Origin of the sequence: Nonomuraea typhae (assembly GCF_009760925.1) — a bacterium.
In the GTDB taxonomy this organism is placed as follows: Bacteria; Actinomycetota; Actinomycetes; order Streptosporangiales; family Streptosporangiaceae; genus Nonomuraea; species Nonomuraea typhae.
In genome coordinates this window covers 175719-202390 of record NZ_VRLV01000013.1, presented here as the reverse complement: position 1 = coordinate 202390, position 26672 = coordinate 175719, and the positions used below count along the sequence as shown (strand labels likewise).

Annotated in this window: 23 protein-coding genes; 11 read left to right on the top strand and 12 right to left on the bottom strand. The window is 69.3% G+C overall.

Annotated features, from left to right (window positions below; translation table 11 throughout):
- The first annotated feature begins 34 nt into the window (after positions 1-34).
- On the top strand, positions 35-1276 hold the full coding sequence (locus FVE25_RS38635; protein ID WP_219825835.1) for an MFS transporter: 1242 nt from the start codon (positions 35-37) through the stop codon (positions 1274-1276).
- Here the strand turns inward: FVE25_RS38635 and FVE25_RS38630 are convergent.
- The gene (locus tag FVE25_RS38630) at positions 1273-2526 is read right to left on the bottom strand and encodes an MFS transporter (RefSeq protein WP_157252452.1); all 1254 of its coding nucleotides are present in this window, start codon (positions 2524-2526) and stop codon (positions 1273-1275) included. The two genes, FVE25_RS38635 and FVE25_RS38630, sit on opposite strands and share 4 nt — an antisense overlap.
- 98 nt (positions 2527-2624) lie before the next feature.
- Complete coding sequence (locus tag FVE25_RS38625) at positions 2625-3623, bottom strand: LacI family DNA-binding transcriptional regulator (RefSeq protein WP_157252451.1); 999 nt, start codon at positions 3621-3623, stop codon at positions 2625-2627.
- 68 nt (positions 3624-3691) lie between these two features.
- Between FVE25_RS38625 and FVE25_RS38620 the strand changes: the two genes are divergently transcribed.
- Positions 3692-4390 (top strand): alpha/beta fold hydrolase, encoded by a 699-nt coding sequence (locus tag FVE25_RS38620; protein WP_157252450.1) that lies wholly within the window; start codon positions 3692-3694, stop codon positions 4388-4390.
- Here FVE25_RS38620 and FVE25_RS38615 read toward each other — a convergent pair.
- Complete coding sequence (locus FVE25_RS38615; RefSeq protein WP_157252449.1) at positions 4362-5849, bottom strand: pyridoxal phosphate-dependent decarboxylase family protein; 1488 nt, start codon at positions 5847-5849, stop codon at positions 4362-4364. The genes FVE25_RS38620 and FVE25_RS38615 overlap by 29 nt on opposite strands.
- Before the next feature lie 48 nt (positions 5850-5897).
- Here FVE25_RS38615 and FVE25_RS38610 point away from each other — a divergent pair, with 48 nt between their 5' ends.
- From FVE25_RS38610 to guaA, 4 genes are all read left to right on the top strand, one after another.
- Positions 5898-6386 carry an Lrp/AsnC family transcriptional regulator gene (locus FVE25_RS38610; RefSeq protein WP_157252448.1) on the top strand — a complete coding sequence of 163 codons (489 nt, stop codon included), beginning with the start codon at positions 5898-5900 and terminating at the stop codon, positions 6384-6386.
- 11 nt (positions 6387-6397) lie between these two features.
- A complete protein-coding gene (locus tag FVE25_RS38605; RefSeq protein ID WP_181019867.1) occupies positions 6398-7135 on the top strand; it encodes an N-acetyltransferase in 738 nt (245 codons plus the stop codon).
- Positions 7136-7176: 41 nt separating this feature from the next.
- Positions 7177-8007 (top strand): SDR family NAD(P)-dependent oxidoreductase, encoded by an 831-nt coding sequence (locus FVE25_RS38600; protein WP_157252446.1) that lies wholly within the window; start codon positions 7177-7179, stop codon positions 8005-8007.
- 70 nt (positions 8008-8077) lie between these two features.
- Positions 8078-9625: a glutamine-hydrolyzing GMP synthase gene (guaA, locus tag FVE25_RS38595; RefSeq protein ID WP_157252445.1), complete on the top strand. Its 1548-nt coding sequence runs from the start codon at positions 8078-8080 to the stop codon at positions 9623-9625.
- 508 nt (positions 9626-10133) lie between these two features.
- Here the strand turns inward: guaA and FVE25_RS38590 are convergent.
- The 7 genes from FVE25_RS38590 to FVE25_RS38560 form a co-directional block, all read right to left on the bottom strand.
- Complete coding sequence (locus tag FVE25_RS38590) at positions 10134-10658, bottom strand: F0F1 ATP synthase subunit B (protein WP_219825838.1); 525 nt, start codon at positions 10656-10658, stop codon at positions 10134-10136.
- Positions 10659-11446: 788 nt separating this feature from the next.
- Positions 11447-12028 carry a hypothetical protein gene (locus tag FVE25_RS38585; RefSeq protein WP_157252444.1) on the bottom strand — a complete coding sequence of 194 codons (582 nt, stop codon included), beginning with the start codon at positions 12026-12028 and terminating at the stop codon, positions 11447-11449.
- Positions 12029-12129: 101 nt separating this feature from the next.
- Positions 12130-12618: an ATP-binding protein gene (locus FVE25_RS38580; RefSeq protein ID WP_157252443.1), complete on the bottom strand. Its 489-nt coding sequence runs from the start codon at positions 12616-12618 to the stop codon at positions 12130-12132.
- The gene (locus FVE25_RS38575; protein ID WP_157252442.1) at positions 12615-12878 is read right to left on the bottom strand and encodes a hypothetical protein; all 264 of its coding nucleotides are present in this window, start codon (positions 12876-12878) and stop codon (positions 12615-12617) included. Before FVE25_RS38575 ends, FVE25_RS38580 begins: the two co-directional genes overlap by 4 nt.
- Positions 12879-12939: 61 nt before the next feature.
- Positions 12940-14145 (bottom strand): helix-turn-helix domain-containing protein, encoded by a 1206-nt coding sequence (locus FVE25_RS38570; RefSeq protein WP_281367951.1) that lies wholly within the window; start codon positions 14143-14145, stop codon positions 12940-12942.
- A gap of 874 nt (positions 14146-15019) precedes the next feature.
- Complete coding sequence (locus FVE25_RS38565; protein ID WP_157252440.1) at positions 15020-15169, bottom strand: hypothetical protein; 150 nt, start codon at positions 15167-15169, stop codon at positions 15020-15022.
- Between the two features lie 439 nt (positions 15170-15608).
- Positions 15609-16334, bottom strand: a complete 726-nt coding sequence (locus tag FVE25_RS38560) for a class I SAM-dependent methyltransferase (protein WP_157252439.1) — start codon at positions 16332-16334, stop codon at positions 15609-15611.
- Positions 16335-16463: 129 nt separating this feature from the next.
- On the opposite strand from FVE25_RS38560, the gene FVE25_RS38555 reads away from it, so the two are divergent.
- The 4 genes from FVE25_RS38555 to FVE25_RS38540 all read left to right on the top strand — a co-directional run bounded on the left by FVE25_RS38555 (position 16464) and on the right by FVE25_RS38540 (position 20942).
- A complete protein-coding gene (locus tag FVE25_RS38555; protein WP_157252438.1) occupies positions 16464-16928 on the top strand; it encodes a MarR family winged helix-turn-helix transcriptional regulator in 465 nt (154 codons plus the stop codon).
- 317 nt (positions 16929-17245) lie between these two features.
- A complete protein-coding gene (locus tag FVE25_RS38550; RefSeq protein WP_157252437.1) occupies positions 17246-18148 on the top strand; it encodes an NmrA family NAD(P)-binding protein in 903 nt (300 codons plus the stop codon).
- 91 nt (positions 18149-18239) lie between these two features.
- Complete coding sequence (locus tag FVE25_RS38545; RefSeq protein WP_157252436.1) at positions 18240-19679, top strand: family 20 glycosylhydrolase; 1440 nt, start codon at positions 18240-18242, stop codon at positions 19677-19679.
- A gap of 6 nt (positions 19680-19685) precedes the next feature.
- Positions 19686-20942 (top strand): MFS transporter, encoded by a 1257-nt coding sequence (locus tag FVE25_RS38540; protein WP_157252435.1) that lies wholly within the window; start codon positions 19686-19688, stop codon positions 20940-20942.
- Between the two features lie 21 nt (positions 20943-20963).
- Here the strand turns inward: FVE25_RS38540 and FVE25_RS38535 are convergent, their stop codons facing one another.
- Together FVE25_RS38535 and FVE25_RS38530 are read right to left on the bottom strand one after the other, a co-directional pair.
- Positions 20964-22331: a hypothetical protein gene (locus FVE25_RS38535; protein ID WP_157252434.1), complete on the bottom strand. Its 1368-nt coding sequence runs from the start codon at positions 22329-22331 to the stop codon at positions 20964-20966.
- A 49-nt stretch (positions 22332-22380) separates the two neighbouring features.
- Positions 22381-23088: a polysaccharide deacetylase family protein gene (locus FVE25_RS38530; RefSeq protein ID WP_157252433.1), complete on the bottom strand. Its 708-nt coding sequence runs from the start codon at positions 23086-23088 to the stop codon at positions 22381-22383.
- A 172-nt stretch (positions 23089-23260) separates the two neighbouring features.
- Here FVE25_RS38530 and FVE25_RS38525 point away from each other — a divergent pair, with 172 nt between their 5' ends.
- Complete coding sequence (locus FVE25_RS38525; RefSeq protein WP_157252432.1) at positions 23261-26629, top strand: bifunctional glycosyltransferase/CDP-glycerol:glycerophosphate glycerophosphotransferase; 3369 nt, start codon at positions 23261-23263, stop codon at positions 26627-26629.
- Positions 26630-26672 lie beyond the last annotated feature (43 nt).

The following is a 26672-nucleotide window of genomic DNA, read 5'->3' as shown; positions in this document are numbered from 1 at the left end:
AACCCCACGTGGGGCGAGGCCGCGAGGTGCCCGCATGACCGTCGCCAAGACCGCGCACGACTCCCTGCCGAGGCTGCTCACCGCCCTGTTCTTCGGCAACACCGTGATGCTCGCCCTGTACGTGGGCGTGGCCGGCATCCTCATCCAGAGCCATCTCGCCGAGATCGACCCGGCCAACAAGGTCGCCAACGTCGGCCTGGTCGCTGGCGTCAGCGCGATCTTCGCCACCGTGTTCAACCCGATCGGCGGCACGCTGTCCGACCGCACCCGCTCCCGCTTCGGCCGCCGCAACCCGTGGATGATCGGCGGCGCGCTGGCCGCCCTGGGCGCGATGGCGCTGCTCGGCCAGGCCGACTCGGTGCTGCTCGTGCTGCTGGCCTGGTGCGCGGGCCAGTCCGTGATGAACCTCTACCAGGCCGCGCTGACCGCGATCGTGCCCGACCGGGTCCCGGAGAACCGCAGGGGCACCGCCTCGGCCGTCGTGGGCCTGGCCACCAACGCCGGACTCATCCTCGGTTCCGTCGTGGCGGCGGCCTTCGTCACCGACATCCCGCTCGGCTACCTGATCTTCGGCGCCGCGGTGGTGGCCGGGGCGATCGTCGTCACGCTGTCCACGCACGACCCGCGGCCCGGCGAGTACGACACGTCCGTACGGCGGAGCGGCGGCCTGGGGCGGCAACTGGCCGACTTCGTCTCCGCGCTCGGGCACCACGACTTCCTGTGGGTCTTCCTGGGCCGCGCGACGTTCATGCTCGGCTACTTCATGATCTTCCTGTACACGCTGTTCATCTTCACCGACTACATCAAGCTGCCCGCCGGCCTGGCCCCGGCCACCGCCGTGGCGCTGCTGACCGTGACCTCCGTGGTCACCGGCGCCATCGCCATGATCATCGCTGGCCCGCTCTCCGACCGGATGGACCGCCGCAAGGCGTTCGTGGTCGTCGCCGGCGTGGTGGCCGCGCTGGCGATGCTGATCCCGCTGTTCGCCCCCACGTGGCCGGCGATGATCGTCTACGGCGTGGTCCACGGCGCCGCCTTCGGCGTCTACGGCGCGGTGGACATCGCCATCGTCACCCTGGTGCTGCCCAGCCAGGGTGACGCCGCCCGCGACATGGGGATACTCAACATCGCGAACGCCGGCCCGCAGATCGCGGCGCCGGCGCTCGCCTCTCTCGTCATCACGGCCTTCGGCGGCTACGCGGCCTTGTTCGTCGCGGGTGTCTGCATCTCGCTCGTCGGCGCGCTGGCCGTACTGCCCATCAGGAGCATCCGCTAGCGCACCCCTCTGATCTTCAGTACGGCCAGCGACGCGATCAGCGACACCGCGATGCCGGTCAGGAAGAGGGTGGTGTAGCCGCCCGCGGTCACCAGGAACGCGGCGATGGCCGGGGCGGCGATCTGCGGGCCGGCGTTGGCGATGTTGAGCACGCCCATGTCCTTGCCCACCTCTTCCTTGTTCGGCAGGACCTTGGTCACCAGCGCCATGTCCACGGCCATGAAGATGCCGAAGGCGATGCCGTGCAGGACGTTGTAGACGAGCATGCCCTCGAAGGTCGGCATGACCAGCGGGATGGCCAGCGTGACCGCCGAGGCCAGGCCGGAGATGAGGGCGAAGAGCCGAAATCGGGCCACCTTGTCCGACAGCGGGCCGACCAGGATCACCGCGAGGAAGGTCGCGACCTGGCCGACCAGCATGAGCAGGCCCATCTTGGCGACGACCTCACCCTTGGGGATCTTGATGAAGTCCTCGAGCAGGAAGAGGTTGAAGGTGAAGATCATCATGTAGCCGAGCATGAGACCGAAGCGGCCGGCGAAGGCCCAGAAGAAGTCCCGGTGGCGCAGCGGACGCACGAACGCGGTCAGGAAGGCGCCGAGGTGGAACGGCTGGCGCGGCAGGCCGGTGGAGTCGCGGTCGGGGCTGGCGAAGACGATGAGCAGGGCGGCCGCGGCCAGGACGGCCATCACCACGTAGTAGGCGCCGCCGTCGGCCAGTTGCGGCATGGTCATGAACATGATCGCGGCGCCGATCGTGGCCAGCGGGGTGCCGAGGCCGAACAACGCCGAGAAGGTGCCGTAGCGGCGGTCGGGGACCCGGTCGGGCAGGATGGCGGTGATCGCCGCCTGGTAGCCGTTCATGATGAGCTGGACGCCGGCCCAGCTGATGCCGAGCATGAGCACGCTGGCGGCGTTCGCCTGGGCGAGCAGGGCCAGGACGCCGATGGCCACGCAGCCGAGGATCCAGGGGGAGCGGCGGCCGAACCGGGAGCGGGTCCGGTCGGAGATCTGGCCGAAGACGGGGTTGGCGATCGTGGCCATGAGCGGGCCGATGGAGTTGGCCAGGCCGAGCGCGGCCACGTCGTTGGTGCCGGTGATCAGCTGAACGTGGCGGGGGAGCAGGAACGCCCCCACGCCTACCCACAAGAACATGACCGCGACGTTGGCGAGGGGGAGGGTGAGATACAGCGGGCCGAGACGGAATCCGCGATCCTCGACTACCTTGGTGGCGTCGTCCTGGAGTTGAGCCATGGGATCAGGACCTTTCAGCTGTGGTGATACGTATCACCGACGATTGCTCTGGACTGTAGGTCGCCGACTCCCACGTGACAAGACACGCGGCCAAGTTGTTACGAGCTGGACCGGACCACCAGGCGCGGGCCGTACCTGCTGAGCACCGAGCCGGGCTCGGCGGCGCGCTCGCCCCGCACCACCGCGTCGATGTAGGCGGCCATGCCCGCCGGGGTGGCCGTGGTGTCGAAGTGCACGCTGGTCAGCCTCGGGCGCACCAGCGAGGCGAGCAGCAGGTCGTCGGCGCCGACGATCGCCACGTCCTCGGGAACCCGGATCCCGGCATCCTGCAGCGCGCTCATCAGCAGCAGCGCGTACTCGTCGTTGTAGGCGAAGACGCCGTCGGGCAGGTCGCCCCTGGTCGCGACCGTGCGGGCGGCCTCCTCGGTGAAGGCCAGGTCGATGCGTTCGGCCTCCGGCGCCACCTGGCGCACGCCGCGCAGGCGGCCCAGGCCCATCGCGTCGACGACCTCCTCGCGGGGGACCACCGCCGCCAGCCGCCGCCGGCCGCGCTCCAGCAGGTGGCGGGCGGCGCAGGCGCCCACGGCCTCGTGGTCCATGACGACCGTGGGCACCAATGGCGACGGGGCGTCGGCGAAGCCGATCACGGTGTGGGTGCCGGAGGCGCGGAGCAGGTCGACCGAGGCCCTGGTGAGCCGGTCGGCCTCGACGATGATCGCCGACGGGCGCAGCGCCGCCCAGACCTTGGCCGCGGCCACGCCCTTGAGGTGGCGCTCGCCGTACTGGACCAGGGTGTAGCCGCGCGGCCGGAGCTCCTCGCCCATGTCGTCCAGCAGATCGCGGACCAGCCCGCCGGTCCGGGCGGGGGAGAGCGGGACCAGCACGATGCCGCTGCGGCCGGTGCGCAGCGTGCGGGCGCTGGCGTCGGGGACGTACCCCAGCCGGGCGGCCGCGTCGCGCACGCGCTGCCTGGTCTCCTCACTCACCCTGGCGTTGGGGTTGTCGTTGAGCACGTAGGAGACCGTGGCCTGGGATACTCCTGCGGCGCGGGCCACGTCCACGCTGGTCGGCGGCCGTGGTGCGGTGTTTTCGGTCACAGTCTTGTCCCGTCCATCGATGGGATGCTATCAAGCGCTTATACGTATAACTTCCACGTGAGGCGAGTATGCAGCTGCACACCAGGGAATGGGGCTCGGGCGACCGGGTCGCCGTCCTCATCCACGGCATCATGGCCGACTCCCAGTGCTGGTGGAGAGTCGGTCCCGCACTGGCCGAGCGCGGCTACCGCGTCATCGCCGCAGACCTGCCGGGGCACGGCGGCAGCCCGCGCGCCGACGACTACACGCCCGAGCTTCTGGCCGCCTCCGTGCTCGAATCGGTCCCGCCGGAACCCGACCTGGCCATCGGCCACTCACTCGGCGGCCTCACCCTCGGCCGCGCCGTCGAACGCCTCCGGCCCCGCCGCGCCGTCTACTCCGACCCCGCCTTCCGCCTGCCCGTGCTCGACACCGGCGAACCCATGACCGACCTGATGGCCCGTGCCGCCGGGCTGACCGCAGAGCAGATCGTCGCCATGCACCCCGGCTTCTCCGCCGAGGAGGTGGCCGTCGAGGTCGAGATGCTCAAGCTCTGGGACCCGCGCACCGCGCTGTCGCTCGGCAAGTCGGCGGGCGCCGACCTGACGCCGCCGGTCGCCGTACCGTCGCTGGTGCAGGTGGCCGACCCGTCGTTCCTGGTGCCGCCCGCCTTTCAGGAGGAACTGGTCCGGCTGGGATTCGAGGTGCGCGTGGTCAAGGGGGCCGAGCACACCATCCACCGGCACCTGTTCGAGGAGTTCATGACGGGTCTGGAGGGGTGGATCTGACGATCTCGTCCAGGAGCAGCTCCAGGTGCTTGTCGTCGGTGGCCGGGCTCATCACGGTCACGCGGAGGTGGCGCACCCCGTTCAGCAGGGTCGAGGACAGGTAGAAGCTGCCGTCGGCCATCATGCGCTCGCGGATCGCGGCCTGGTCGGCCGTGCCGTACCGGAAGCAGACGATGTTGCTCTCGGGCTCGTACGGCAGGGCGAAGCCGGGCCGCCTGCTCGCCAGCTCCCAGAAGCGATGGGCGGTGGCGTAGCGGGCGGCCACGTAGTCGCCCAGGCCCTTTTCGCCGCGCCAGGCCAGGTTCAGGAAGATCTTCAGGCCGAGTTCGGACTTGGTGCATTCGACGGTTCTGCCGATCAGGTCCAGGGCCTGGTCGCCGTAGAAGATGTAGCCGGCGTCCTGGCGGAAGGCGGCATCCAGGGCGCCTTCGCGGCGCACGAGCACGGCGGCCGACAGGGACGAGGTGCGGAGCATCTTGTGCGCGTCCCAGACGACGGAGTCGGCCAGGTCGATGCCGTCGAGCAGGTGCCGGTGGGCCGGGCTGAGCAGCGCGGAGGCGCCGTGGGCGGCGTCCACGTGGAACCAGATGCCGCGCTCGCGGCACCATTGGCCGACGGCGCGCAGGTCGTCGTGGAGCCCGGTGCCGGTCGCACAGGCGGAGGCCACAAGGGCGATCGGCCTGCCCGCCAAGCGCGACGAGCCGCCCACCCCCTCGGCCGGCCGGTCACCGGAGGCGCCTGCCCTCTCCAAGGGCCCGCCCACGGAGGCGCTTGCCCTCTCCAAGGGCCCGCCCACGGAGGTGGGGCCCCAGAAGTCCGGAAATTTCGTGACATCGAGGCGGCCCAGCTCGTCCGTCGGCAGCTCCACGATCGCCTTCTGGCCCAGGCCCATGATGGAGGCGGCCCGGGAGACCGAGTAGTGCGCGGACGGCGGCGCCAGGATCACCAGGTCGCCGGGTGTCCCATCCGTCCACGCCCCGGGCGCGGCGTGCGCGCGGGCGGCCAGCAGCGCGGTCAGGTTCGCCAGGGAACCGCCGTGGGTGAGCACCCCGGCGCCCCGCGGGAGGCCCACCTTCTCCAGCATCCACCGCACCACCTCGAACTCCACCGTGGCCGCCGCCGCGCCCATCTCGTAGATGGCCATGGAATTGTTCGTGGCGCCGTGGATGAAGTCGGCCAGCGCGGCAGGGAAGTCGGGTGAGGCGGTCTGGTGGGCGAGAAAGGCGGGGTGGTGCAGCCGGGTGCCCTCATTGAGGAAGGCGTGCAGGAAATCCCGGTACGTCCCGGCGGTCATCCCGCCCTTCCGGATCAACTCCGCCAGCCGGAGCTCGCGGGCCAGCTCGCCGGGCGGGCGGCGCCGGATCACGGGGACGTCGCCGAGCTGGCTCTCGCCGACGTACGCGGCGAGCTCGCCGACCGTGATGCCGGCCGCCGTGGTGAAATCCTCAATGTTCCACATGCACGGAATATCGGCGATAAGCCAGGCGCCTGACTAGATTCACCGAACATGAAGGAAGCATTGCCCCTATCGGCCGAACTGGATTCGATCGACCTGGCCATTCTGGCCGAGCTGCAGAACGACGCCCGGCTGCCCAACAAGGACCTCGCCGACAAACTCGGGGTCGCCCCCTCCACCGCCCTCGAACGCGTGCGCGCGCTGCGCCGCCGGGGCGTGATCTCCGCCTTCCGCGCCGACGTGGACATCGCCCGGCTCGGCCGGCCGCTGCAGGCGCTGCTGTCCCTGCGGGTCCGCCCGCACACCTCCACGATCGCCGACCCGTTGCGCCGCATCGTCCTCGCGCTGCCGGAGACCATCACGCTCTTCCACGTCGCGGGGCCCGAGGACTTCCTCGTCCACGTCGCGGTCGCCGATGCCACCAGCCTGCACCGGCTCGTGCTGGATCAGTTTCTGGTCCGGCCGGAAATCGTCCATCTCCAGACCACCCTGATCTTCAAGACCGAGAAACAGGCGGTGCAGCGTCCATCCGAGGTGTGAGAATGTCCGCCATGTCCTTGCGGATCACCACTCTTGCCGACCGTCCGGAACTCGCCGACACGTTGTGGGACATGGACACCGCCTGGCCGGAGTTCATGTTCAACGACCCGATCGCCGACCTCTTCTACGCGGTCGCGACCAGCCAGTACGCCGACTACGTGCTCGTGGCCACCGACGATCGGGGCGACCAGGTGGCCCGCGCCTGCATGATCCCCTTCATCTCGCGCGACGACGGCGAACTGCCCGAGGACGGCTGGGACGCGGTGATCCGGCGCGGCTGGCTGGCCCGGCAGCGGGGAACCGAGCCGGACGCCATCTCCGCCCTGGAGGTCTCGATCAGGAAGGACATGCTCGGCAACGGCCTGTCGGCCCACATGATCGCGGCCATGCGGGCCCATGCCAAGGAGTTGGGCTTCGGCGAACTGGTCGCGCCGGTCCGGCCCAACCAGAAGCACCTGGAACCCCGCACGTCCGCCGAGGAGTACGCCTTCCGCACCCGTCAGGACGGCCTGCCGTACGATGCCTGGCTGCGGGTGCATGCCCGGGCCGGCGGGAGGGTGGTGAAGGTGGCCACCCGCTCGATGACGATCTCCGGCACGCTGGGCGAATGGCGGGAGTGGACCGGCCTCCCCTTCGACGTCGGCGGCGCCGTCGAGGTGCCCGGAGCGCTCGTGCCGGTACACGTGGATGTGGCGCACAATCACGCGGTATACGTGGAACCGAACATCTGGGTGAGCCATCCCCTCTGATACCGTTTTCTGGGTACCAAGCGAGCGCTCGGGAGGCTGGTGTGCGGGAGTTCTCCGGCAAGGTCGCAGTGGTCACCGGCGCGGCGAGCGGCATCGGCCGCGCCCTGGCGCTCCGGTTCGCGGACGAGGGCATGCACCTCATGCTCGCCGACGTGGACCCCAGCGGTCTGGCCGAGACCGCCGCCCTGGCCCGGCCCGCGCGGGTGCTCACGCAGATCACCGACGTCTCCGACGCCGCCGCCGTCCAGCACCTGGCCGCGCGCACCTTCGGCGAACTGGGCGCCGTCCACGTGCTGTGCAACAACGCCGGAGTCTTCCAGGGCGGCCACATCTGGACCCGCACCCCCGAGGACTTCACCTGGCTGCTCGGCGTCAACCTGTGGGGCGTGCTCCACGGCATCCAGTCCTTCGTCCCCCGCATGATCGAACAGGACACCGAAGGCCACATCGTCAACACCGTCTCGGTCGCCGGCCTGTTCGCCACGCCGTACATGGGTGGATACGGCGTCAGCAAGTACGCGGCGCTCGCCGCCTCGCAGACCCTGGCCCAGGACCTCGCGCTGACCGGCGCCAAGCTCAAGGTCACCGCCCTGTGCCCCGGCGGCGTGCGCACCCGCATCGACGATTCCGAGCGCGTACGGCCGGCCGACCTCGTCGTCGGCCGCACCCGCGACGACCGCCGGGCCCAGGCCATCATCGAGTCCATCGTGGAGAAGGGCATCGACCCCGGCGAGGTGGCCCGCCAGGTCGTGGTGGCCATCCGCGAGGAGCGGTTCCTGCTGCTCACTCACCCCGAGTACGCCAAGGGCCTGCGTGAGCAGGTCGAGGCCCTGCTCGACGGCGGCCTGCCGAAGCTGCCTGACTACGAGTGATCCACAACTGCTCTTGAGGACGGTGCCGATACACTGTGGGCACCGCATTTGCCTTGGGAGGGTCTGTCTCGTGTCTGAGTTCGACACTGTGCTCGTGGTCGACTTCGGTGCGCAGTATGCGCAGCTCATCGCCAGGCGCGTCCGCGAATGCCACGTCTACTCGGAAATCGTCCCCTCGACGATGCCTGTCGAGGAGATGCTGGCCAAGAACCCGAAGGCGATCATCCTGTCCGGCGGCCCGTCCTCGGTGTACGCCGAAGGCGCCCCCGAGGTGCCCGACGGCCTCTTCGAGACCGGCGTCCCCACCTTCGGCATCTGCTACGGCTTCCAGGCCATGGCCCGCGCCCTCGGCGGCGAGGTCGCCCGCACCGGCGTGGCCGAATACGGCGGCACCGCCCTGGACGTGCTGGCCGAAGGCAAGCTGTTCGCGGGCCTGCCCGACAAGCAGAAGGTGTGGATGTCCCACGGCGACAGCGTCGCCGCGGCGCCCGCCGGATTCATCGTCACCGCCTCCACCTCCGAGACCCCGGTCGCCGCCTTCGAAGACACCTCCCGCAGCCTGTACGGCGTGCAGTTCCACCCCGAGGTCCTCCACTCCGAGCACGGCCAGGCCGTACTCAAGCACTTCCTCGACGCCGCCGGCTGCCGCCCGAGCTGGACCATGCTCAACATCGTCGAGGACGCCGTCGAGGCCGTCCGCCGCCAGGTGGGCGACGGCCGCGCCATCTGCGCGCTGTCCGGCGGCGTTGACTCCGCCGTGGCCGCCGCCATCGTCCAGCGCGCCATCGGCGACCGCCTCACCTGCGTCTTCGTCGACCACGGCCTCCTGCGCAAGGGCGAGGCCGAGCAGGTCGAACGCGACTTCGTGGCCGTCACCGGCGTCAAGCTGCGCGTGGTCGAAGCCGCCGACCGTTTCCTGAAGGCCCTCGACGGCGTGACGGACCCGGAGGAGAAGCGGAAGATCATCGGCCGCGAGTTCATCCGCGTCTTCGAGGACGAGCAGCGCGCCATCCTGGCCGATGGCCCCGTCGACTTCCTGGTCCAGGGGACGCTTTATCCGGATGTGGTGGAATCCGGCGGCGGCACCGGCACAGCCAACATCAAATCCCACCACAACGTCGGCGGCCTGCCGGAAGACCTGCAGTTCCAGCTGGTAGAACCACTGCGCACCCTGTTCAAGGACGAGGTACGGCGGGCCGGCGAAGAACTCGGCCTCCCCGCGGCGATGGTATGGCGGCAGCCGTTCCCGGGCCCCGGCCTGGGCATCCGCATCATCGGCGCGGTAACCAGGGACCGCCTGGACATCCTCCGCGAAGCCGACGCCATCGCCCGCGAGGAACTGTCCCGAGCGGGCCTGGACCGGGAGATCTGGCAGTGCCCGGTAGTACTCCTGGCCGACGTCCGCTCGGTAGGAGTCCAGGGAGACGGCCGCACCTACGGCCACCCGGTGGTCCTGCGCCCGGTAACGTCGGAAGACGCGATGACGGCAGACTGGGCCAGGGTCCCGTACGACGTCCTGTCCCGCATCTCCACCCGAATCACCAACGAGGTCCGAGAGGTCAACCGGGTCGTCGTCGACGTCACCAGCAAGCCTCCGGGCACGATTGAGTGGGAGTAAGGGCTAGGTCTTCGCGCTTACGCGCTCAGGCTGGTCTCACGGTGGAGCCGAGCTCCCCCGCACCCCCTCGCCGGCGGCCTCCCGACCCCCGGTCCCCCTGGGGAAGGCCCTCGCTGCGCGAGGGCTGACTTTTATCCGAGCTTGCGCCCCACCTTGGCAGGGGCAGGTGAAGAAGGCAGCGGCGCTGAGGGCGGTGGCTCGGCTGAAGGCGACAGCGGCGCTGAGGGTGGTGGCTCTCCTTGTCGGTGGCCCGGGCTAGGACCTCTGGTCAGCGAGGTGGTGTCCGGCTGGCCTGGATCAGGGTTACCGCTGATCGTGGTTCGCGGGGTGGTGATCCTCAGCATGGCTAGCCGACCGTCCACGGAGGCGGATACCAGGGGATGGTGACCGTCCGTGGCGATACCGTCTCAGTGTCTGCCACAACCGTCAAGATCGAAAATTGCCGCTGGGAAATTAGCGGTAGTAAGCCATTCATGCCGACATCTTGGCCAACGGTCAGCTCGTTACCTCACGAGACCGTTCGGTTCTCCAGTTCGTTTTGGAATCGCTCCACGATGCCGCTATGCCGCACATCTTCCTCCAATGACTCCCCAATGATGCGGCTCGCTAAGTCGGTCGACAGACGGCCAATCTCCGTGCGGATTTGAGCGAACGCCGCCTGTCTGTCGGCCTCGATCTGGGCGTGCGCCATAGCGATGAGGTGGCGAGCCTGTGCCTGGGACTGCGCGCGGAGCTCGGCCCTGATTTGGGCGCCCTGCTCGCGTGCCTCCTGCCGCAGCAGCGCCGCGTCGCGCCGAGCCTCCTCCAACTGCTCATGGTATTGCCGCTCCAGATTCCGGACCTCGGCTTGGGCCTTCTCCGCCCTCATGATTCCGCCGTCAATCGCGTCGGCCCGCTCGGCTAACGTCTTCTGCAAGCGTGGTACGAGCAGTTTGCCGATGACGAACAGGGTGACGAGGAAGATGACGAGTCCGATAACGGGCGTGTAGTAGTTGTCCGGGAAAAGGGGGTTCACGAATGGACCTTTCGTCAGTGTGATTGTCAGAGGCCACACGCGCAGCGGGTATCCGCGCTGCGCGCTTACAGCGGGAACGAACAGCACACCCCGGTTAAGCCTAATCGAAGAGACAGTGAGCGAAGCGGCCTAGGGCCGCTCAATATTCGGCAGAAATCCGTGGGAGGTTGACGGTTTAACCTTGATTCGCCGGCAGTGCTGAACACTTGACCTGCCTTCACGAATGTGCCTGAGCCTGGTTCCACGACAATGCGTGCCCGGCCCGCAACCAGGGGCAGCGAGGTCGCTGGCCAGGTGATCCATCCGCGGATGATTCGGTAATCCGGGTACATGGGTTCATCGAACGCGTTCGAACCGTGGACCGTCGCCTCGGCGAGCGTGTCGTCTGACATGGCGATGGCCCAGGGCGCTGACGAGAGTGGGAGTAAGGGCTAGGTCTTCGCGCTTATGCGCTCAGGCTGGTCTCACGGGGGAGTCGAGCCCCCCGCACCCCCTCGCCGCTGGCCTCCCGGCCCTGGGGAAGGTCCTCGCCACGCGACGGCGGACTTGCGCCCCACCTTGGCAGGGGCGGGCGAGGAAAGATCTAATGGATACGCTCTAGGACCTCTGGTCAGCGAGGTGGTGTCCGGCTGGCTTGGATGAGGGTTACCGCTGGTCGTGGTCCGTTTGGTGGTTGCGTGCTGTCGGCTCGCCTCGACCTCGTTGACGATGATGTGCGCCCGGTTGTCGATCACCTTCTGGCCGGGGCCGCCGACGCACCGCATGTAGGCGATGGTGCGGTACGCGGTGATCCTTCCTCAGCATGGCTAGCCGACCGTCCACGGAGGCGGATACCAAGGGATAGTGACCGCCCCACCAACCCGGAGGGCGGGGCGGTGACCGCCGGGCACCGCGCCTGGCCCGGCGTCCTCGGCCCGCTCAAGCGGGCAGGGGTGGGGGAGGATGCGTTGCGGGCAGGCGACGGCCGCGATGTGTAGGAATCTCCCATCGTGAAGGTAGTCCTCCCAGCGGGCATCAAGGCGGGCCCGAAGCGTGCCCGTTGCGATGTGGACGCGCCTGTTCACATCGACCCAGTCGGGACAGAGCGCGAGCGCCTGGTGCTTGAGCCACACCTCGGTCATCCAGGTGGCGGCCTGCGTCGCAGTCGGGCAGTTGTCGGCGATCAGCCCGGGTTCTTTGAGCAGCCAGTCGCCGATCACAGCTGGGGGCGCCGGGCAGGTGGTGAAGCCGTCGTCGCCAGGGTGGCGCGGAGTCTCGGGGTGGCGGGGCAGGGCGCTGGGGCCGGTCCAGGTGTAGCCGTGGAAGTGGGTGCGTGTCCTCCAGGGTCTCGTCTGGTGGAGGTAGTCCAGGAGGTCGGCGTCGCTGTTGGGGTGCTCGTGTGTCTGCATCGAATCCTCGTGGTGGTGGGTGGCCCCGGTCGGTGCTCCCCAGCCATACGCTCGGGGCACCCGTCCGCTTTGTCCTGCCGGTAGAGGGATGGGCGGGCTGCTCAATGGCCTTGGGTGAAGATGGAAGTGGGCAGGTCGCGCCCCTCGCCGGTGTAGCCGGGCACGCCCGCCAGCAGCCAGGAGGGCAGCACGGTGGCCGGTCTGCGGAACTCGGCCCAGACTTCTTTGCCGGGGTGGCGGGTGCAGACCCACCAGCGCGTGCTGCAGGAGGCCACGATCGCCAGACCGCGGCCGCGCTCGTCGTGGCTGCCGGGCTGGACGGGCACGAGTGGACGGGGTGAGGCATCGGCCACACAAAGGCGGATCCGGTCGAACAGCACATGCACCACGAACTCGATAGGCCCAGACCCGTGCTGGACGGCGTTGGTGACGAGCTCGGAGAACACGAGCACGGTGTCATCGAGGAGGTCATTGGGCAGCTCGTAGGAGACCAGGGCTTTGCGAACCTCGTTGCGGGCTCGGCCGATCTCCTGGGGACCCTGCTCCAGCGTCCAGCTGAAGACGTTGCGCCCCTTGGCCGGCGCGGTCATGAGACCCCGCGCAGGATGTCCTGGATGGCGGCCATGATCGCTTCGACACCAGGGCCCTCGATCTCGCATTCTTGAGACCAGCGATACCGGCCGTCGCGGCTGACGATGTCGATGTTCAGTCCGCCGTCGTCGGGATTCCGGACGCGCAACGCCAGGCGCTGGGCAGTACCCACGAATTCGGCAGGCCAGCCGCGCTCAGCCAGCGCGGCACGCAGCTGCTCAAGGTGCGCCTGGGGCTCCAAGGCCGTGTCGGTCTCCATGAGACCGGACGGTAGAGCCAAACGATCCGCGAAATATCACCACAGTGATATCGCCGAAAACTCAGTGAGGAATTCCCATGCGAGCGGCCATTCCACGCAGCTCGCGACTCACCGCTTCCGCCTTGGCCTGCCTGAGCATCACCGCTACCGTCTCATGAACGCGAGTGTCATTGCGAATTTTGTGTGGTGCGATACCTTCTGCCCTCCTTAGCCATTTGATGGCCTTACTCCTGGTTCGGATGTCCTTTGCTAGCCCACGGCCCACGTCTGCGACGAACGCGGCATGGCGACCGCGTCGGCCGGCGAGGACGTCCTCGTTGACATCGTGGGCGAGGGTGAGCACGTCGCCGCCCGCCTCGCCTCGTTCGACTGCCAGGGCGACGTTCCACACTCCGACGTTCGTCTTGGAGAAGGCTCCCCAGTTCTCACGTGGCGTGTCGGGGACTCGCTTGGCCAACTCCCCGGCCTCTTTCAGCCAGTGCTTCGCGCGATCCTTGTTCGTCGCAACGGTCGCGGCCAAGGCGGCGGCTAGCGTCAGCATGCCGAGTACCTGGATATCGTGAGCCTCGGTTGCGTGCGGTTCCAGCGCGTTCGCCGCGCGTTCCGCCTCTGTAAGCCGCGCTGTCCACGACGTCGTCGGCATCGTGTGGATGCGCAGCGAAGCCGCCTTGCCAGCGGCGATCGGGTCGCCCAGGATGGCCGCCGCTTCCACGGCGCGCATCGCCGCTATGTGGGCGAGGTCGCTGTAGCCGAGGTCCTTCGCGTTGAACGTCGCGGTCTGGAATGCCTCGATCAGCGTCTCCAGCGCCAGACGGTGGGCGGCCTCGTCGGCTGGCTCGCAGGCATGAACATGCAGCTCGCTGATCAGACGTGGAAGCTTCTCGCCCACTTCACGGAACTTGACCTCGCTCTGGTCGATCCTGCGCATCTCGGTCACGAGTTCCGCAAGGGGGCGCGCTCTGTCGACGATGGGGGCCGTGAGCGTGTTCGCGAGCACGGCCTCTCTGATCAGCGGGATCGTTGTGTGCGGTTCAGACTGCACGGGGTCGCGGGTGAGATGGGGGCGATCGATGAGATCGGATTCCGAGATTGACAGTGCTGCGGCCAGATTTCCGAGGATCTCTCGGTTGGTCAGCGCCCGTAGTCCCTGTTCGGCCATGGAGAGGAAGCTCTGACTGACCTTCGCTTGGCTGGCGAGCTCCTGCTGCGTCATTCGCCGCCACCGGCGGAGAGTTCGTAGGCGGAGTCCGATGGTAATCTCGTCCATAAGCCCTGCACCTTTTCTGAGGAGTCGCATTCTCAGGCTATGGTGCAGGGCTCACTTATGCCACCGGTCCTCCCTCGTAGGTCGGCTATTTGATCTGCCATTCCAGCGCGTTTCCGCCGCTGGGCTGATCGTGAACGGTTTTCGGCTTCTTGCTGCGGGATCGAAGGTGATCCATCCGCGTACGCATCTGCCAGGGCGGACGATTCGGTAATCCGGGTACCTGGGTTCATCGAACGCGTTCGAGCTGTAGACCGCCGTCTCGGCGAGCGCGTCGTCTGACATGGCGATGGCCCAGGGCGCTGACGAGATCTGGATCTCTTCTGGTGCGGTGTTTTCGATCGCGCATGCCTTCGCCTCGACGCCCATGATTCGGTAGCCGCGGCGTGAGAGTCCCGGCGCCACGGGATTGAGCGCTCGCACTCTGATTAAGGTGATCTTTGCTCGGGAATCGTCGTCGTGGGTTTCCTGGATTGCGCCGACTTGCTCTGGTTCGTGCGTGATGGATTGCTGCGGGGTCAGAGAGCCGGTGACGTGGGTTTTCTGAGGGGCGAAACGGACTGCGGACCCCTCGGTTAGTTAGGTGAGCAGGCAGGGCATCCGGCGCTGGTGAGTGTGCGGCGCTCCTTGTTGAAGTGCGTGACGACCCGGGCCCCCAGGCAGTAGCGGCACGTCAGCGTCCCTGTCAACGCCGGGTCCCGCCACGCCTTGTGCTCCCACACCGGCGGCGGCTCGGTAGGGGGTGGCGGCGGGTTCTCCACTGGGTCGTCCGGTCCGCCGACCGTGCCTCGGCCGCGGCAGCAGCGGCACTCCAGATCGAAGGTGCCGAAAGGCTCCCACCCTCGGCCCCGGCATTGGGGGCAGGTGATCGGGTCGGTCACTGATAGCCCTTCCCACCACACGCGCGGCACTCGAGCCAGTGGCGGCCTTTGTTGTCGTCGGTGCCGTTGACGTCCTCCCAGTTGCCTCGTTCGCCGAGGCAGGCAGCACAGACCAGGCGTTCGGCTGAATCGTCGTCCTTGGCCATGGTTGGAAGATACGCCGAGCGGCTGTGCGCGTCCTGGCCGAGCTGGATTCGGCAGGTGATTAGTACGGTTGCGTCAGGGGGTTGCGCTTCTGCTGGGTCTCGGGTGGTTACTCGGCTATGGGCTCGCTGCCGAGGGACTGTTTCGCCAGGTATTCGATGACTTCGGCGAGTTGCGCCTCGGTCCAGCCGACTTTGCGGCCGTTGCGGATGTGGGGACGAGGCGGTTTCGGGCGAGGAGGGAGAGGATGCCGGCCTTGATCACGGTGTTGCGGAGCCGCCAGGGAAGCTGGGTGCGTCGTCCGCCATGAGCTTCGTTTCCTCTCGGACCGCGTTCAGGTAGGCCGCGCTGGATCCCGGCGCAACCTGCCGACCTCGTACGAGGTGAGCCGCCCGTCGCGAAAGAGCTTATGGACCTTGTGCGGTCGTCGAAGCGCGGAGATCACGGACGTCGTGCCAGGAAGACGAATTCCCTTCCCGGGCGGTCGGGCGCATCGCGAACGTCGTCCACGACGTATCCGTGCGCGACCAGGTCCCGCTCGACTTCCTCCCGCTCGCGGAAACGCAGCGTCGAATCCGACGTCAGCACCTGTCCATCCGCCGCGAACGCGCAGGTCTGACGGAACGTCACCAGAGGCAGGCTCACCTCGATCAGCTCAAACCAGCTCTCCACGGCCCCGACACCGGGGATCTCGGTGACCCGATAGGACTTCTCGCGAGTCCACTCCTCCCAGGCGCGTCTGGCCGGATCGCGTGTCTCGAAGACCAGCCGCCCGCCAGGCCGCAGTGCTTCCCAGGCTCCCTGTAGCGTCTTCTGCCAGGTCTGCGGATCGGCGATGGCCTGGGCGACGTTCGCCGTCATCGTCGCGAGGTCAACCTGCAGCGGTGGCAGGTCTGTCGCGTCACCGCAGATCCAGCGCACTCGCGCACTTCCCGGTTTGGCCCGAGCGACGTCGATGGACGCTCGGGCGGGATCCACGCCGACGACCTCGATCCCGCGCTCGGCCAGGAGAAGGGCGAACACCCCTGTGCCGCAGCCGATGTCCAGCACTCGTCGTGCCGCGAACTCTCCTGTCATGCGCAGGTATGCGTCGAGGTCACTGCGGTCGGGGTCGAGCGGGTCGTAGATCGCGGCGAGTCGCGGATGCGCGAAGCAGTCGTCAGCCATGCGGCCGAACGTATGCAGAGCTGGGCCCGAACGGCTACCGAGTTTCAGAAATGAATGCACTTGCATGGAGCCCTTGCCGTCCATATAGTTGGTTGTGTCCAACCAACCAATGGGGCGGATGGTAGCGGTATGGAACGCGCGTCGAAGAGCCGGGAAGAGGCGGTCGGCCGGGTGTCGGCGGCACTGGCCACGGTCGGCAACTGGATGTTCGCCCCGTCCACCCGGCGCCGGATCATGGCGGCCTCGGGGCTGGAGTTGTCGCTCGGGGACTACACGGTGCTCGCGCAGATCTCGCTGCACGCTCCGGTGCGCCTGTCGGCCCTGGCCGAGCTGATGGACGTGGACAAGTCCACGCTCTCACCTCCGGCCAGGCGGCTGGAGTCGCGTGGATTCATCGAGCGGCAGTCCGATCCGGACGACGGCCGGGCGCAGTTGGTGAGCGTCACGCGGGCGGGGAAGCTCGCCATCCGCGAACTCTGGAAGGCGCGCGCGAGTACCGTCGCCGCCCTCATCGAGGACTGGGACCCGGCCGAGATCGAGGATCTGGCCGCCGGTCTCGCCGCTTTCGCCGCGGCGATCAAGAAGAACACATGAGCCGGTCACCGGCCCGCTCTGCCAGGCGGGGCCGGTGGTCGAGGCGCCAATGGAGCGTTCCAGCATGGAAAGGAGCGTGCTGTGTGAATTCGCGCCACCGGCCAGCTTGATCATCGAGGAGCGTTCCGAGCCCGGCCAGATGTCCTCGCCCGAGCGCTGGTGACCGAGGCGCTCACCTGGCCGCAGCCGGTCACCTCACACCGGTGATCGGCCAACGGTTTCCGCTCGAGAAGACCGCCCACGCCTCCGTCGACAAGACAAGACAAGACCCTCCTGACCGGATCCCCAGAAGTGAACGAACTCTAGGAGTCACGCACATGCCCCATTCCCCCAAGATTCTTGTGGCCGGCGCCACCGGCATGCTCGGCGGCCAGATCGTCAACGCCCTCCTTGACCGTGGTGCGCCGGTACGCGCCCTGGTACGGCCGGGCAGCGACCGGAAGCCCGGGCTCGCTGCGCTGCGGGCACGTGGCCTGGAACTGGTCGAGGGCGACCTCACCGGTCCCGTCGAGTCGCTGGCCGAGGCGGTCGGCGACGCCGCCACCGTCATCTCGGCCGTGCAGGGCGGCCCCGAGGTGATCGTGGACGGCCAGGCCAATCTGGCGCACGCCGCCGAGAAGGCCGGTGCCGTACGCTTCATCCCCTCCGATTTCGCCGTCGACATCACCAAGCTGGAGGACGGCGACAACTTCATGATCGACTGGCGCCGGCAGAGCCGGACCGCGTGGGCCGGCACCGGTCTGGACGTCGTGTCGGTCCTCAACGGCGCGTTCTACGAGGTGATGCTCGGCTTCATGGGGCTCGTCGACTGGGAGCAGGGCACCGTGGCCCACTGGGGCGACCCGGACCAGCCAATGGACGTGACCTCGGTCCAGGACGCCGCCGCCTACACCGCCGCGGTCGCCCTCGACCCGAAGGCCACCGGCACCCTGCGTTTCGCCGGTGAGGTCCTGTCGATGCGGCAGTTCCACGACGCGGTCCAGCGCGCCTCGGGCCGTACCCTGCGGCTGCGCCACCTCGGCACCGCCGACGAACTCCGGGCGGAGATCGGGCGTCAGGCCGCCCGCACCGAGAACCCGTTCGACTACGTCGCTCTTCAGTACCAGTGGTGCATGGTGACCGGAAAGGGCAAGTTCGACACCCTGGACAACGCCAGGTACCCGCAGATCGCGCCGGAATCGGTAGCCGACTTCGTCAGCAAGGCCGCACCAGCGGCTTGATCGCCGTCCGTCACGCACCCCAGGCAAACCATTGAGGTCCAAGGTTTTCGCGGTTACGCTGAGGCGCCACACCCCACCGGAAGGCGCCCCCATGCACAACCCCCGCATCCTCACCGAGGACCCTTCCCTTCAGCCCGTCGCGGACGTGGTGACAGAACTCCTCCACCCACACCCGCCCCTGTCCGCCGACCTCCGCCTGACACTCGGCCAGGTCACCCTCCAGCCGGACGCGCTGGGCGTGGCCGTAAGCGGCGCCGACGAGTGCTACCGGATCACGTCCACCCCCGGCGCGATCACCTGCCAGGCCCGCACCCCCCAAGGCGTCTTCCGCGCCGCCCTTCAGGCCGCCCTGTACGGCACGCCGGGCCACCCCGGAGTCATCGAGAGCGGCCCCCGCTACGCCTGGCGCGGACTGTCGCTCGATACCGCCCGCACTTTCTGGAGCGTGCCAGAGGTCAAACGGATCATCGACCTGGCCGCCCTGCACCGGCTCAACGTGCTGCACCTGCACCTGACCGACAACGAGGGCTGGCGCATCGAGATCCCGGGCCTGCCCCACCTGACCGCCGGCCACGCCCACTACAAGATCGAAGAGTACGCCGACCTGCAACGCCACGCCGCCGCCCGGCACGTGGTGATCGTCCCGGAGATCGACCTGCCCGGCCACGCGGCCGCCGCCCTGGCCGCCGATCCCGCCCTGCCCAACGCGTGCGACCCCCACGGATGGGACGGCCTGCCGTTCGCCGCCCTGGACCCCCGCGACGAGGCCACGCGGGCGTTCATCACCCGGGTGCTGACCGAGGTGTGTCACCTGACCGACGGCCCGTACGTGCACTTCGGCGGCGACGAGGCGTTCGGCATGGACGAGGAGCTGTTCCGCCAGGCCGTACGGCTGGCGCGCGAGGTCATCCGGGCCGCCGGGAAGAAGCCGCTGGGCTGGCAGGAGTCGGCGCGGGCCGGGCTGGAGCCCGGGGACGTGGCCCAATGGTGGGTCGATCCGTCGATGATGGACCTGCCCGCCTCCACCGAGGGCAACCCGGCCCTCGCCGCGGCGGGCTTGACCGACGAGCTGCTGGGCAAGATCCGCGAGCACTTCGCCCCCTCGGCCGGCGACCTGGACCGGATCATCCAGGCGGGCGGCAGAGTGCTGCTCTCACCCCAGTCGCACCTCTACCTGGATCGCCCCTACGAGCGCCAGATCATCCCGGCCGAACAGGAGCACGCCGGGCGGCTCGGCCACATCTACCGGCCGCGCACCGTCCGCCACGCCGCCGACTGGTCCCCCTCGGCGTACGGCCTGCCGCAGGAGAACGTGGCGGGCGTGGAGGCGGCCGTGTGGAGCGAGTCACTGCGCAGCTTCGACGACCTGACCGTCATGCTGCTCCCGCGCCTGGCGGCCATCGCCGAGATCGCCTGGTACGGCCGGCCGCCCGCCTGGCCACAGGCCCGAGCCCAGCTGGCGGCCAGTGGCCGCCTGTGGGAGCAGCGGGGGCTGACCTTCCTGCGTTCCACCGAAGTGGCCTGGATCTAGCCCGCCATGACCGCCACCCCCGCCCAGCCGCCCGCCGTACCCGCCGTCGACGAAGCGGCCGGTATGCGACGCCTGTTCCGCACCATCCCGTACGCGAGCGCGGCGGCGCCCCTCGCCTACGCGGCCGCCGCCTACTTCCTGCCCCTGCAGATCCAGGCCATCGACGACAGCGCCAAGGTCGAGAACCTCGGCTTCGTCCAGGCGCTCAGCGCGGTCGCCGCGATGATCGCCCAGCCCCTGGTCGGCGTCCTGTCCGACCGCACCCGCACCCGCTACGGCGCCCGCACCCCCTGGATGCTCGTCGGCGCCGTCGTGGGTGCGACGGCCATGTGCGCGGCGGCGCTCTCGGCCACCATCGGCGGCCTCGTCATCGCCTTCATGGTGCTGCAGTTCGGCTTCAACGCCTACCAGGGGCCGCTGTCGTCGATCCTGCCCGACCGCGTACCCGTCGAACGACGCGGACGCTTCTCGGCGCTCATCGGACTCGGCACCATCCTGGCCGCGCTTCTCGGCCCCCTGCTGGCCTCCGCCTTCGCCTCCCGCATCCCCGTCGGCTACATCGCCATCGGCGGCGTCATCCTGCTGGTCATCGTCGCCTTCGTCGTCCTCAACCCCGGCGCCGACAACCGGCGCGCCGCCCGGCCCGCGTTCTCGGCGCTGACCTTCGCCAAGGCGTTCTGGGTCAACCCGGTGCGCCACCCCGACTTCTTCTGGGCCTTCCTGGGCCGGCTCCTGCTGTTCGCCAGCTTCGCCATGACCAACTCCTTCAACCTCTACATCGCCCAGGACTACATCGGGCTCACCCGGGAGGAGGCCGCGCACATCGTGCCGCTGACCGGCCTGGCCGGGCTGCCCGGCTTCCTGGCCTCCACCGTGATCGCGGGCTCACTGTCGGATCGGCTCGGCAGGCGCAAACCCATCGTGCTGACCGGCGGGCTCGTCATCGTCTGCTCGGCCATCATCCCCTTCTTCCTGCCCAGCGTGGCCGGGCTGACCATCAGCGTCATCCTGCTGACCGTCGGCTTCGGCGCGTTCATGGCCGTGGACGGTGCGCTGATCTCCGAGGTACTGCCCGACAAGGACAGCTACGGCAAGGACCTGGGCGTCATCAACATCGCCGCGACCCTGCCGAACATCATCGCCCCCGTGGCCTCCGGCACCATCGTGACCACCTTCGGCGGCTACGACGCCCTGTACGTGGCCGTCACCCTGGTCGCCGCGGGCGGCGCCCTGTCCGTCCTGCCGATCAAGAGCGTGAGCTGACCCACCAGCCAGGCCAGGGGGTCAACGGCGCGACCGGAAGGACGAGATCAGGAGGGGTACCAGCATGATGCCGATGAAGATCGGCGGAGCCATGTACCGGAAGTCCTGGGCGGAGATGTTGGCCAGGACGGCCAGTTGCTGGCCGAGGACGATGGCGGCCACGCCCAGGACGTACCGGTTGCGGAGGGACCATGCGGCCAGGGCCACGGTCAGGTACGAGAGGTAGGCCCACAGGGCTCCTCGCCACAGCAGCCAGTCCACGGCCTTGTTCAGCGTGACGTCCAGCCACCACGAGGCGGCGGTGTGCAGGCCCTCGTTGAGCGGGCGGAGGGTGAAGACCTCCCGACCCGCGTAGTCGGGCACCTGGTCGGGGCCGATGTAGGTGTCGGCGTTGGGCCGCCGGGAGAACCGGTAGGTGTCGCCGCCGGTTTCGGCGTCGTCGGCCCAGAGCTGCCAGGCGATGGCCCCTCTGCACAGGCGGGTGCTGATGACGAGGCCGGGCTCCTTCAGGAGGATGCGCTGCCACAGGGTGAGCAGTTCGGTGGCGTGGGCGTCGGCCTGTGGCCAGCTGAAGTCGCCGCGCCAGATGAGCGGGTTGATGGTGTGGCAGGTGCCGCCGCGTTCCCAGCGTTTCAGGGGCGCCACGGTGGCCAGCATGGCGCGGTCGCGGTTGTCGAACAGGTCGGGGCGCAGGCTGAACGCGACGGCCAGGTCGCCGAAGGCGGTGTGGTAGACGTACGTCTTGCTGGGCGCCTGGATTCCGATCACGGGGAAGATCAGGTTGCTGAGCAGCAGGGGGATGGCGGCGGCCGCGGTGCCCAGGAGCGCCAGCCGTACTCTCATGACGGTCACGACGAGCATGAGGGCGGCGACGGCGACGGCCACGACGAGGAAGCCGTTGGCCCGGAAGAGGCCGAGCAGGACGAACAGGGTGAAAAGCGCGGACAGCCGGCCGGTCGTGAGGGAGCGGTCGGCGGCCACGCGGGCGCAGACGCCGGCGATCGCCAGGGCGCAGATCGTGAAGGGGACGTCCTTCCACAGCGCCACGGCGAAGGCGCCGAACGGTGGCAGGAACGGCAGGAGGACGGCGACGGCGTTGGTCGAGCGCCGGGGCGCCCCGAGGGCGATCAGGGCGCGGGCGAGGAAGGTGAGGGTCAGCGCCATCGCGGTCGTCTGCAGGAGCGTGACCGCGCCCAGGTCGCCGGTGGTGCGCACGCTGACCCAGACCACCGAGTCGTAGAGCACCGAGTGGTCGCTGATCCACGGCCCCGCCAAGGTATGGCTCAGGTAGAGGACCGAGTCCCGGCTGAACAGGCCGGGGTAGAAGGCCGCCCACCAGCACAACAGGACGATCTGGATGGGGAGGAACGTGGATCGGAGCCGGTGCATGAGTCCTTAGGCCGGTGAGGGTGTGAGAGGGTGCCAACCTACCCGGACATCAGGGAAATACCGCCCCCGGCTCCAACCTGTCGCGACCGGCCAGCTCAGGCACGGTGACGAGGTGGTAGCCGCGCTTCCGCAGCTCCTTGATGATCTCCGGCATGGCCTTGGCGGTCGCCGGGACGACGTCGTGCATCAGGATGACGCCGTTGCGCTTGGCCAGCCGGAGCACCGCCGATTTGATCTTCTTGGGGTCGCGGGACTGCCAGTCGAGCGTGGTGCCGGTCCACATGATCTGCGCCAGGCCCTCACGCGCCGCGAGGCCCAGGACGCGATCGTCGGTGTCACCGTACGGCGGGCGGAACATCACGGGCCGGAACCCGGCGACCCGGCGGACGATCTCCTGCGTCGACTGGATCTCGGCGCTGATCTCGTCGTCGCTCAGCGCGGTCAGCGACGGGTGGCCGTAGGTGTGATTGCCGATGGCGTGCCCGTCGGCGACGGCCTTCTTCAGTACGGCGGGCCGCTCCTCGACCCGTTTGCCGGTGACGAAGAACGTGGCCTTGGCCCTGGCCTTCCTGAGCGTGGTGAGCAGGTGGGCCGTCGGCTGCCCGGGACCGTCGTCGAAGGTCAGCGCCAGGCACTTGACCTTCGCGCAGTCGGCCTTGGCCGCCGCCTGAGCGGGGACCGCGGGGAGAAGGGCTCCCGACACCACCAGAGCCATCAGCACGCCACGCCCGACCACCGGGCACCACCTCCCTGTCACCCCCGCAAGTGTGGCATGTCCCGGACATTTCCGAGATTGAGGAAGTCCCGCCCGCCGCCTGCCGAGGATGGTCAATTGATCGTCTGCGTTGCCGTAGCTCCCGGCCAACCGAGCAGGCGAGTCCGCCGCCGTTGGACATGCTGAAGGGCACGTCCATCGGGGAGGTAGCTTCGTGGCGCCTGTGCTCAGTGTTGTCGTGCCGTTCCGCAACGTCGAGCCGTATCTGGAGCACTGCCTGTCCTCGCTGGCGGCACAGGAGTTCGCCGACCTTCAGGTGGTCTGCGTCGACGACGGCTCGACGGACCTCAGCCCGGTGATCGCCAAGGACTTCGCCGCCCGTGACCGGCGTTTCACGCTGGTCCAGCAGGAGCAGAGCGGCCCCGGGCAGGCGCGCAACACCGGGATCGCGCTGGCCGCCGGCGACCTGCTGGCCTTCGCCGACGGCGACGACTGGGTGCCGCCGCAGGCGTACGCGACGCTGGTGGCCAGCCTGCAGCGCACGGGGTCGGATCTGGCCTGCGGCAACGTGTGCTGGTTCGACGCGGCGAACACCTGGCGCTCTCCGGCGCACGCCGAGATGTTCGCCGAGACCGTCGAACGCACGCACGTCAGCCGCCTGCCCGCCCTGCTCACCGACCACACCGTGTGGAACAAGGTGTACCGGCGGGCGTTCTGGGAGGCGGCCGGGCTCGCCTTCCCCCGGGGATTCTGCGAGGACACGCCGGTCGTGATCCCCGCCCACGTGCTCGCGGACTCGGTGGACGTGCTGAGTGACGTGGTCTACCACTGGCGGCAGCGGGACTGCGGCACACGATCCCTCCTGGAACCCGGCCATCTCGAGGACCGGATCTCCACCGTGCGCACCGTGCGCGAGTTCCTGCGTCTCGACCACGCCGAGCTGCTGCCCTCCTACGACCGCGGCGTGCTGAGCGGCGACCTCCTGCCGTTCCTCAAGGCGTTCGAGTTCGCCGGGGCGGACGCCGGCGGCTACCGCGCGAGGTTCTTCGACCAGGTGGCGCCGCTGCTGGAGGCGATCCCGCGCCAGGTCCACATGGGACTGCCGTGGATGGACCGGCTGGCCTACCACCTGGTCCGGGCCCGTGACGGCGACGAGCTGGCCACCCTGCTGGCCGACCGGCGCATCGGCCGGGCCTTCGGCATCAGGCGCGGCTGGACCCGCTTCTACGCCGACCATCCGCTGCGCGGCCACGGCGGGGCGCCGTCGCGGCTGTTTCGCATGCGTTCGGCGGAGTTGTCGCTGATCGCGCGGGCGGACCAGGTGCTCGCCGAGGGCGCCGGGTTCCGGATCCTCGGCCACGCCTACCTCGCCGGGCTCGACGCCCGCGCCTCCAAGATCCGCATGTGGCTGCGCGGGCCGGACGGCAGGCGCGTGGAGGTGCCGGTGCGCAGGGTCGCCCGGCCGGACGTCACCGACGCCTACGGTCACGCCGCCGGGGTCTACGACGACTCGGGATTCTCGGCCGACATCGATGTCAGCGGCCTGTGGACGCCGCCGCACCAGGCTTCCTGGGAGGTGCTGGTCGAGGTCCGCAACGGCTGGGCCAGGAGCGAGCGCGCCCTGCCGCTGCAGGCGCGCGTGCTGCCCGCCAACGCCCTCAACCACTGGCTGTCGCCGTCGGCCAAGGTCGAGGCCAGCAGGAGCAAGGGCAACCTGATCATCACCGCCCGCACGGTCCTGGTGGTCGCCGAGCGCTGCGTCGAGCGGCTGGACGGCCTCGAAGTGCGCGGCCGCGTCTACACCGCGCTGCGCACCGCCGAGCTGACCGCCGCCGAGAGCCCCGCCCGCCTGCCCGTCGAGTTCACGCGCGGCGCCTTCCGGGTGTTCATCCCCGGCGGCACCGCCTTCTCCGGCGCTCTGTGGCTGGAGAACGGCAAGGAGCGGTTCAAGGTGTTCGCCGCCGAGGACTGGGCCGAGAGCTCCGGCGCCACCACCGGCGGCGAACGCTGGCTGACCGTCAACCGGTGGGGCGTGCTCGCCGTGGACAACCGGAAGCGCCGCCCCGTCATCCTCGGCGCCGAATGGGCGGGCGGGCAGACGCTCCGGCTCCGGGGCCGCTATCTCGGTACGGCCCGGCCGTACACCTTCCGGCTGGAACGCGCGGGCGGCGGTGGCGTGCACGAGCTGCGGGCGAGCTGGGAGGGACAGTGGTTCACCGTGGAGTTCTGCCCGGGGGCCGTGCCGGTCTTCGGCGAGGAGCTCCCGCTGGCCTCGGGGACCTGGCGCCTCACCGCTCCGGCCGACGAGGGCCGGGCGCGGGTGCGGATCACGCAGGGCGCGTTGCGGGAGGCCGCGGGCGAGGTCACGGTGGGCATGCACGACGTGTGCCTGCAGGCGGGCGGCGACGACGCGGCTGAGCTGCGGGTGCGTCTGGCGGCCGGGTCCGGTGAGGCGGCGCTGCAGCGGGTGCTGGAGCACGACTATCCGCGGCTGCGCACGCTGCCCCTGCTCAACCTGGCCGTCTTCGAGTCGTGGCAGGGACGGCACTGCTCGGACGACCCGCGGGCGGTCTTCGAGGAGCTGCGGCGCAGGGGCGACGGGCGCGAATGCGTCTGGGTCACCAGGGACGGCCAGTTCGAGCCGCCGCCCGGCGTGCGCACGGTGCTCAGCGACAGCGCCGCGCACGTGGCCGCGCTGGCCCGCGCCGCGCTCATCGTCGCCAACGACTGCGCGCCCGCGTGGTTCGTCAAGCGCGAGGGGCAGACGTACGTGCAGACGTGGCACGGCACCCCGATGAAGACGATCGGCCACGACGTCAAGCGCCACACCTTCCTGGCCTCCATCGACTACGGCCGCCGCCTGGCCAGGGACGTGACCCTGTGGGACCTGCTGGTGTCGCCCAGCCCGTACGCCAGCCGGATCTTCCGCGCCGGCTTCGACTACCGGGGCGAGATCGCCGAGACCGGCCTGCCGCGCAACGACCAGTTGTTCCGGCCGCCGCCGGAAGGGCTCAGGGAACGGCTCGGCGTCCCGGCCGGCAAGAAGGTGGTGCTGTACGCGCCCACCTGGCGTGACGACGAGATCGGCCGGGGCGAGCTGTACCGGATGAACCTGCGCCTGGACCTGCCCGCGCTCCGCGCCGAGCTGGGCAGGGACCACGTGCTCCTGGTCCGCGCCCACGCCCGGCCGGCGGGCACGACGCAGCCGCTGGGCCAGCCGGGTTTCGCGATCGACGTCACCGGTTACCCGGAGATGGCCCACCTGCTGGCGCTGGCGGACGTGCTGGTCACGGACTACTCCGCGGCCATGTTCGACTTCGCCGTGACGGGCCGGCCGATGGTGTTCTTCGCCCCGGACCTGGCCGACTACCGCGACCACGTGCGCGGGCTCTACCTCGACTACGCCGCCGAGGTCCCGGGCCCGGTGGCCGGCACGACGGCCGAGGTGGCCGCGGCGGTCAGGCAGGCGCGGGCGGGGTACGGCAAAGCCTTCCTGGACAGGTTCTGCCCGCTGGAGGACGGCCATGCCGCCGCCCGGGTCGTGGACCGGTTGCCAAATCTCGGCAACGGTAGTCCCGGGTGATCGCGATGCGAGCGCCGCGCCACCGGTGTGCTCAGGATGCTAG

Excerpts from the sequence above, each read along its gene's own strand:
- FVE25_RS38635 (WP_219825835.1), top strand. The coding sequence starts at position 35 with ATGACCGTCGCCAAGACCGCGCACGACTCCCTGCCGAGGCTGCTCACC.
- FVE25_RS38630 (WP_157252452.1), bottom strand. The coding sequence starts at position 2,526 with ATGGCTCAACTCCAGGACGACGCCACCAAGGTAGTCGAGGATCGCGGA.
- FVE25_RS38620 (WP_157252450.1), top strand. The coding sequence starts at position 3,692 with ATGCAGCTGCACACCAGGGAATGGGGCTCGGGCGACCGGGTCGCCGTC.
- FVE25_RS38615 (WP_157252449.1), bottom strand. The coding sequence starts at position 5,849 with ATGTGGAACATTGAGGATTTCACCACGGCGGCCGGCATCACGGTCGGC.
- FVE25_RS38610 (WP_157252448.1), top strand. The coding sequence starts at position 5,898 with ATGAAGGAAGCATTGCCCCTATCGGCCGAACTGGATTCGATCGACCTG.
- FVE25_RS38605 (WP_181019867.1), top strand. The coding sequence starts at position 6,398 with ATGTCCTTGCGGATCACCACTCTTGCCGACCGTCCGGAACTCGCCGAC.
- FVE25_RS38585 (WP_157252444.1), bottom strand. The coding sequence starts at position 12,028 with ATGCAGACACACGAGCACCCCAACAGCGACGCCGACCTCCTGGACTAC.
- FVE25_RS38580 (WP_157252443.1), bottom strand. The coding sequence starts at position 12,618 with ATGACCGCGCCGGCCAAGGGGCGCAACGTCTTCAGCTGGACGCTGGAG.
- FVE25_RS38575 (WP_157252442.1), bottom strand. The coding sequence starts at position 12,878 with ATGGAGACCGACACGGCCTTGGAGCCCCAGGCGCACCTTGAGCAGCTG.
- FVE25_RS38570 (WP_281367951.1), bottom strand. The coding sequence starts at position 14,145 with ATGGACGAGATTACCATCGGACTCCGCCTACGAACTCTCCGCCGGTGG.
- FVE25_RS38565 (WP_157252440.1), bottom strand. The coding sequence starts at position 15,169 with ATGGCCAAGGACGACGATTCAGCCGAACGCCTGGTCTGTGCTGCCTGC.
- FVE25_RS38560 (WP_157252439.1), bottom strand. The coding sequence starts at position 16,334 with ATGGCTGACGACTGCTTCGCGCATCCGCGACTCGCCGCGATCTACGAC.
- FVE25_RS38555 (WP_157252438.1), top strand. The coding sequence starts at position 16,464 with ATGGAACGCGCGTCGAAGAGCCGGGAAGAGGCGGTCGGCCGGGTGTCG.
- FVE25_RS38550 (WP_157252437.1), top strand. The coding sequence starts at position 17,246 with ATGCCCCATTCCCCCAAGATTCTTGTGGCCGGCGCCACCGGCATGCTC.
- FVE25_RS38545 (WP_157252436.1), top strand. The coding sequence starts at position 18,240 with ATGCACAACCCCCGCATCCTCACCGAGGACCCTTCCCTTCAGCCCGTC.
- FVE25_RS38540 (WP_157252435.1), top strand. The coding sequence starts at position 19,686 with ATGACCGCCACCCCCGCCCAGCCGCCCGCCGTACCCGCCGTCGACGAA.
- FVE25_RS38535 (WP_157252434.1), bottom strand. The coding sequence starts at position 22,331 with ATGCACCGGCTCCGATCCACGTTCCTCCCCATCCAGATCGTCCTGTTG.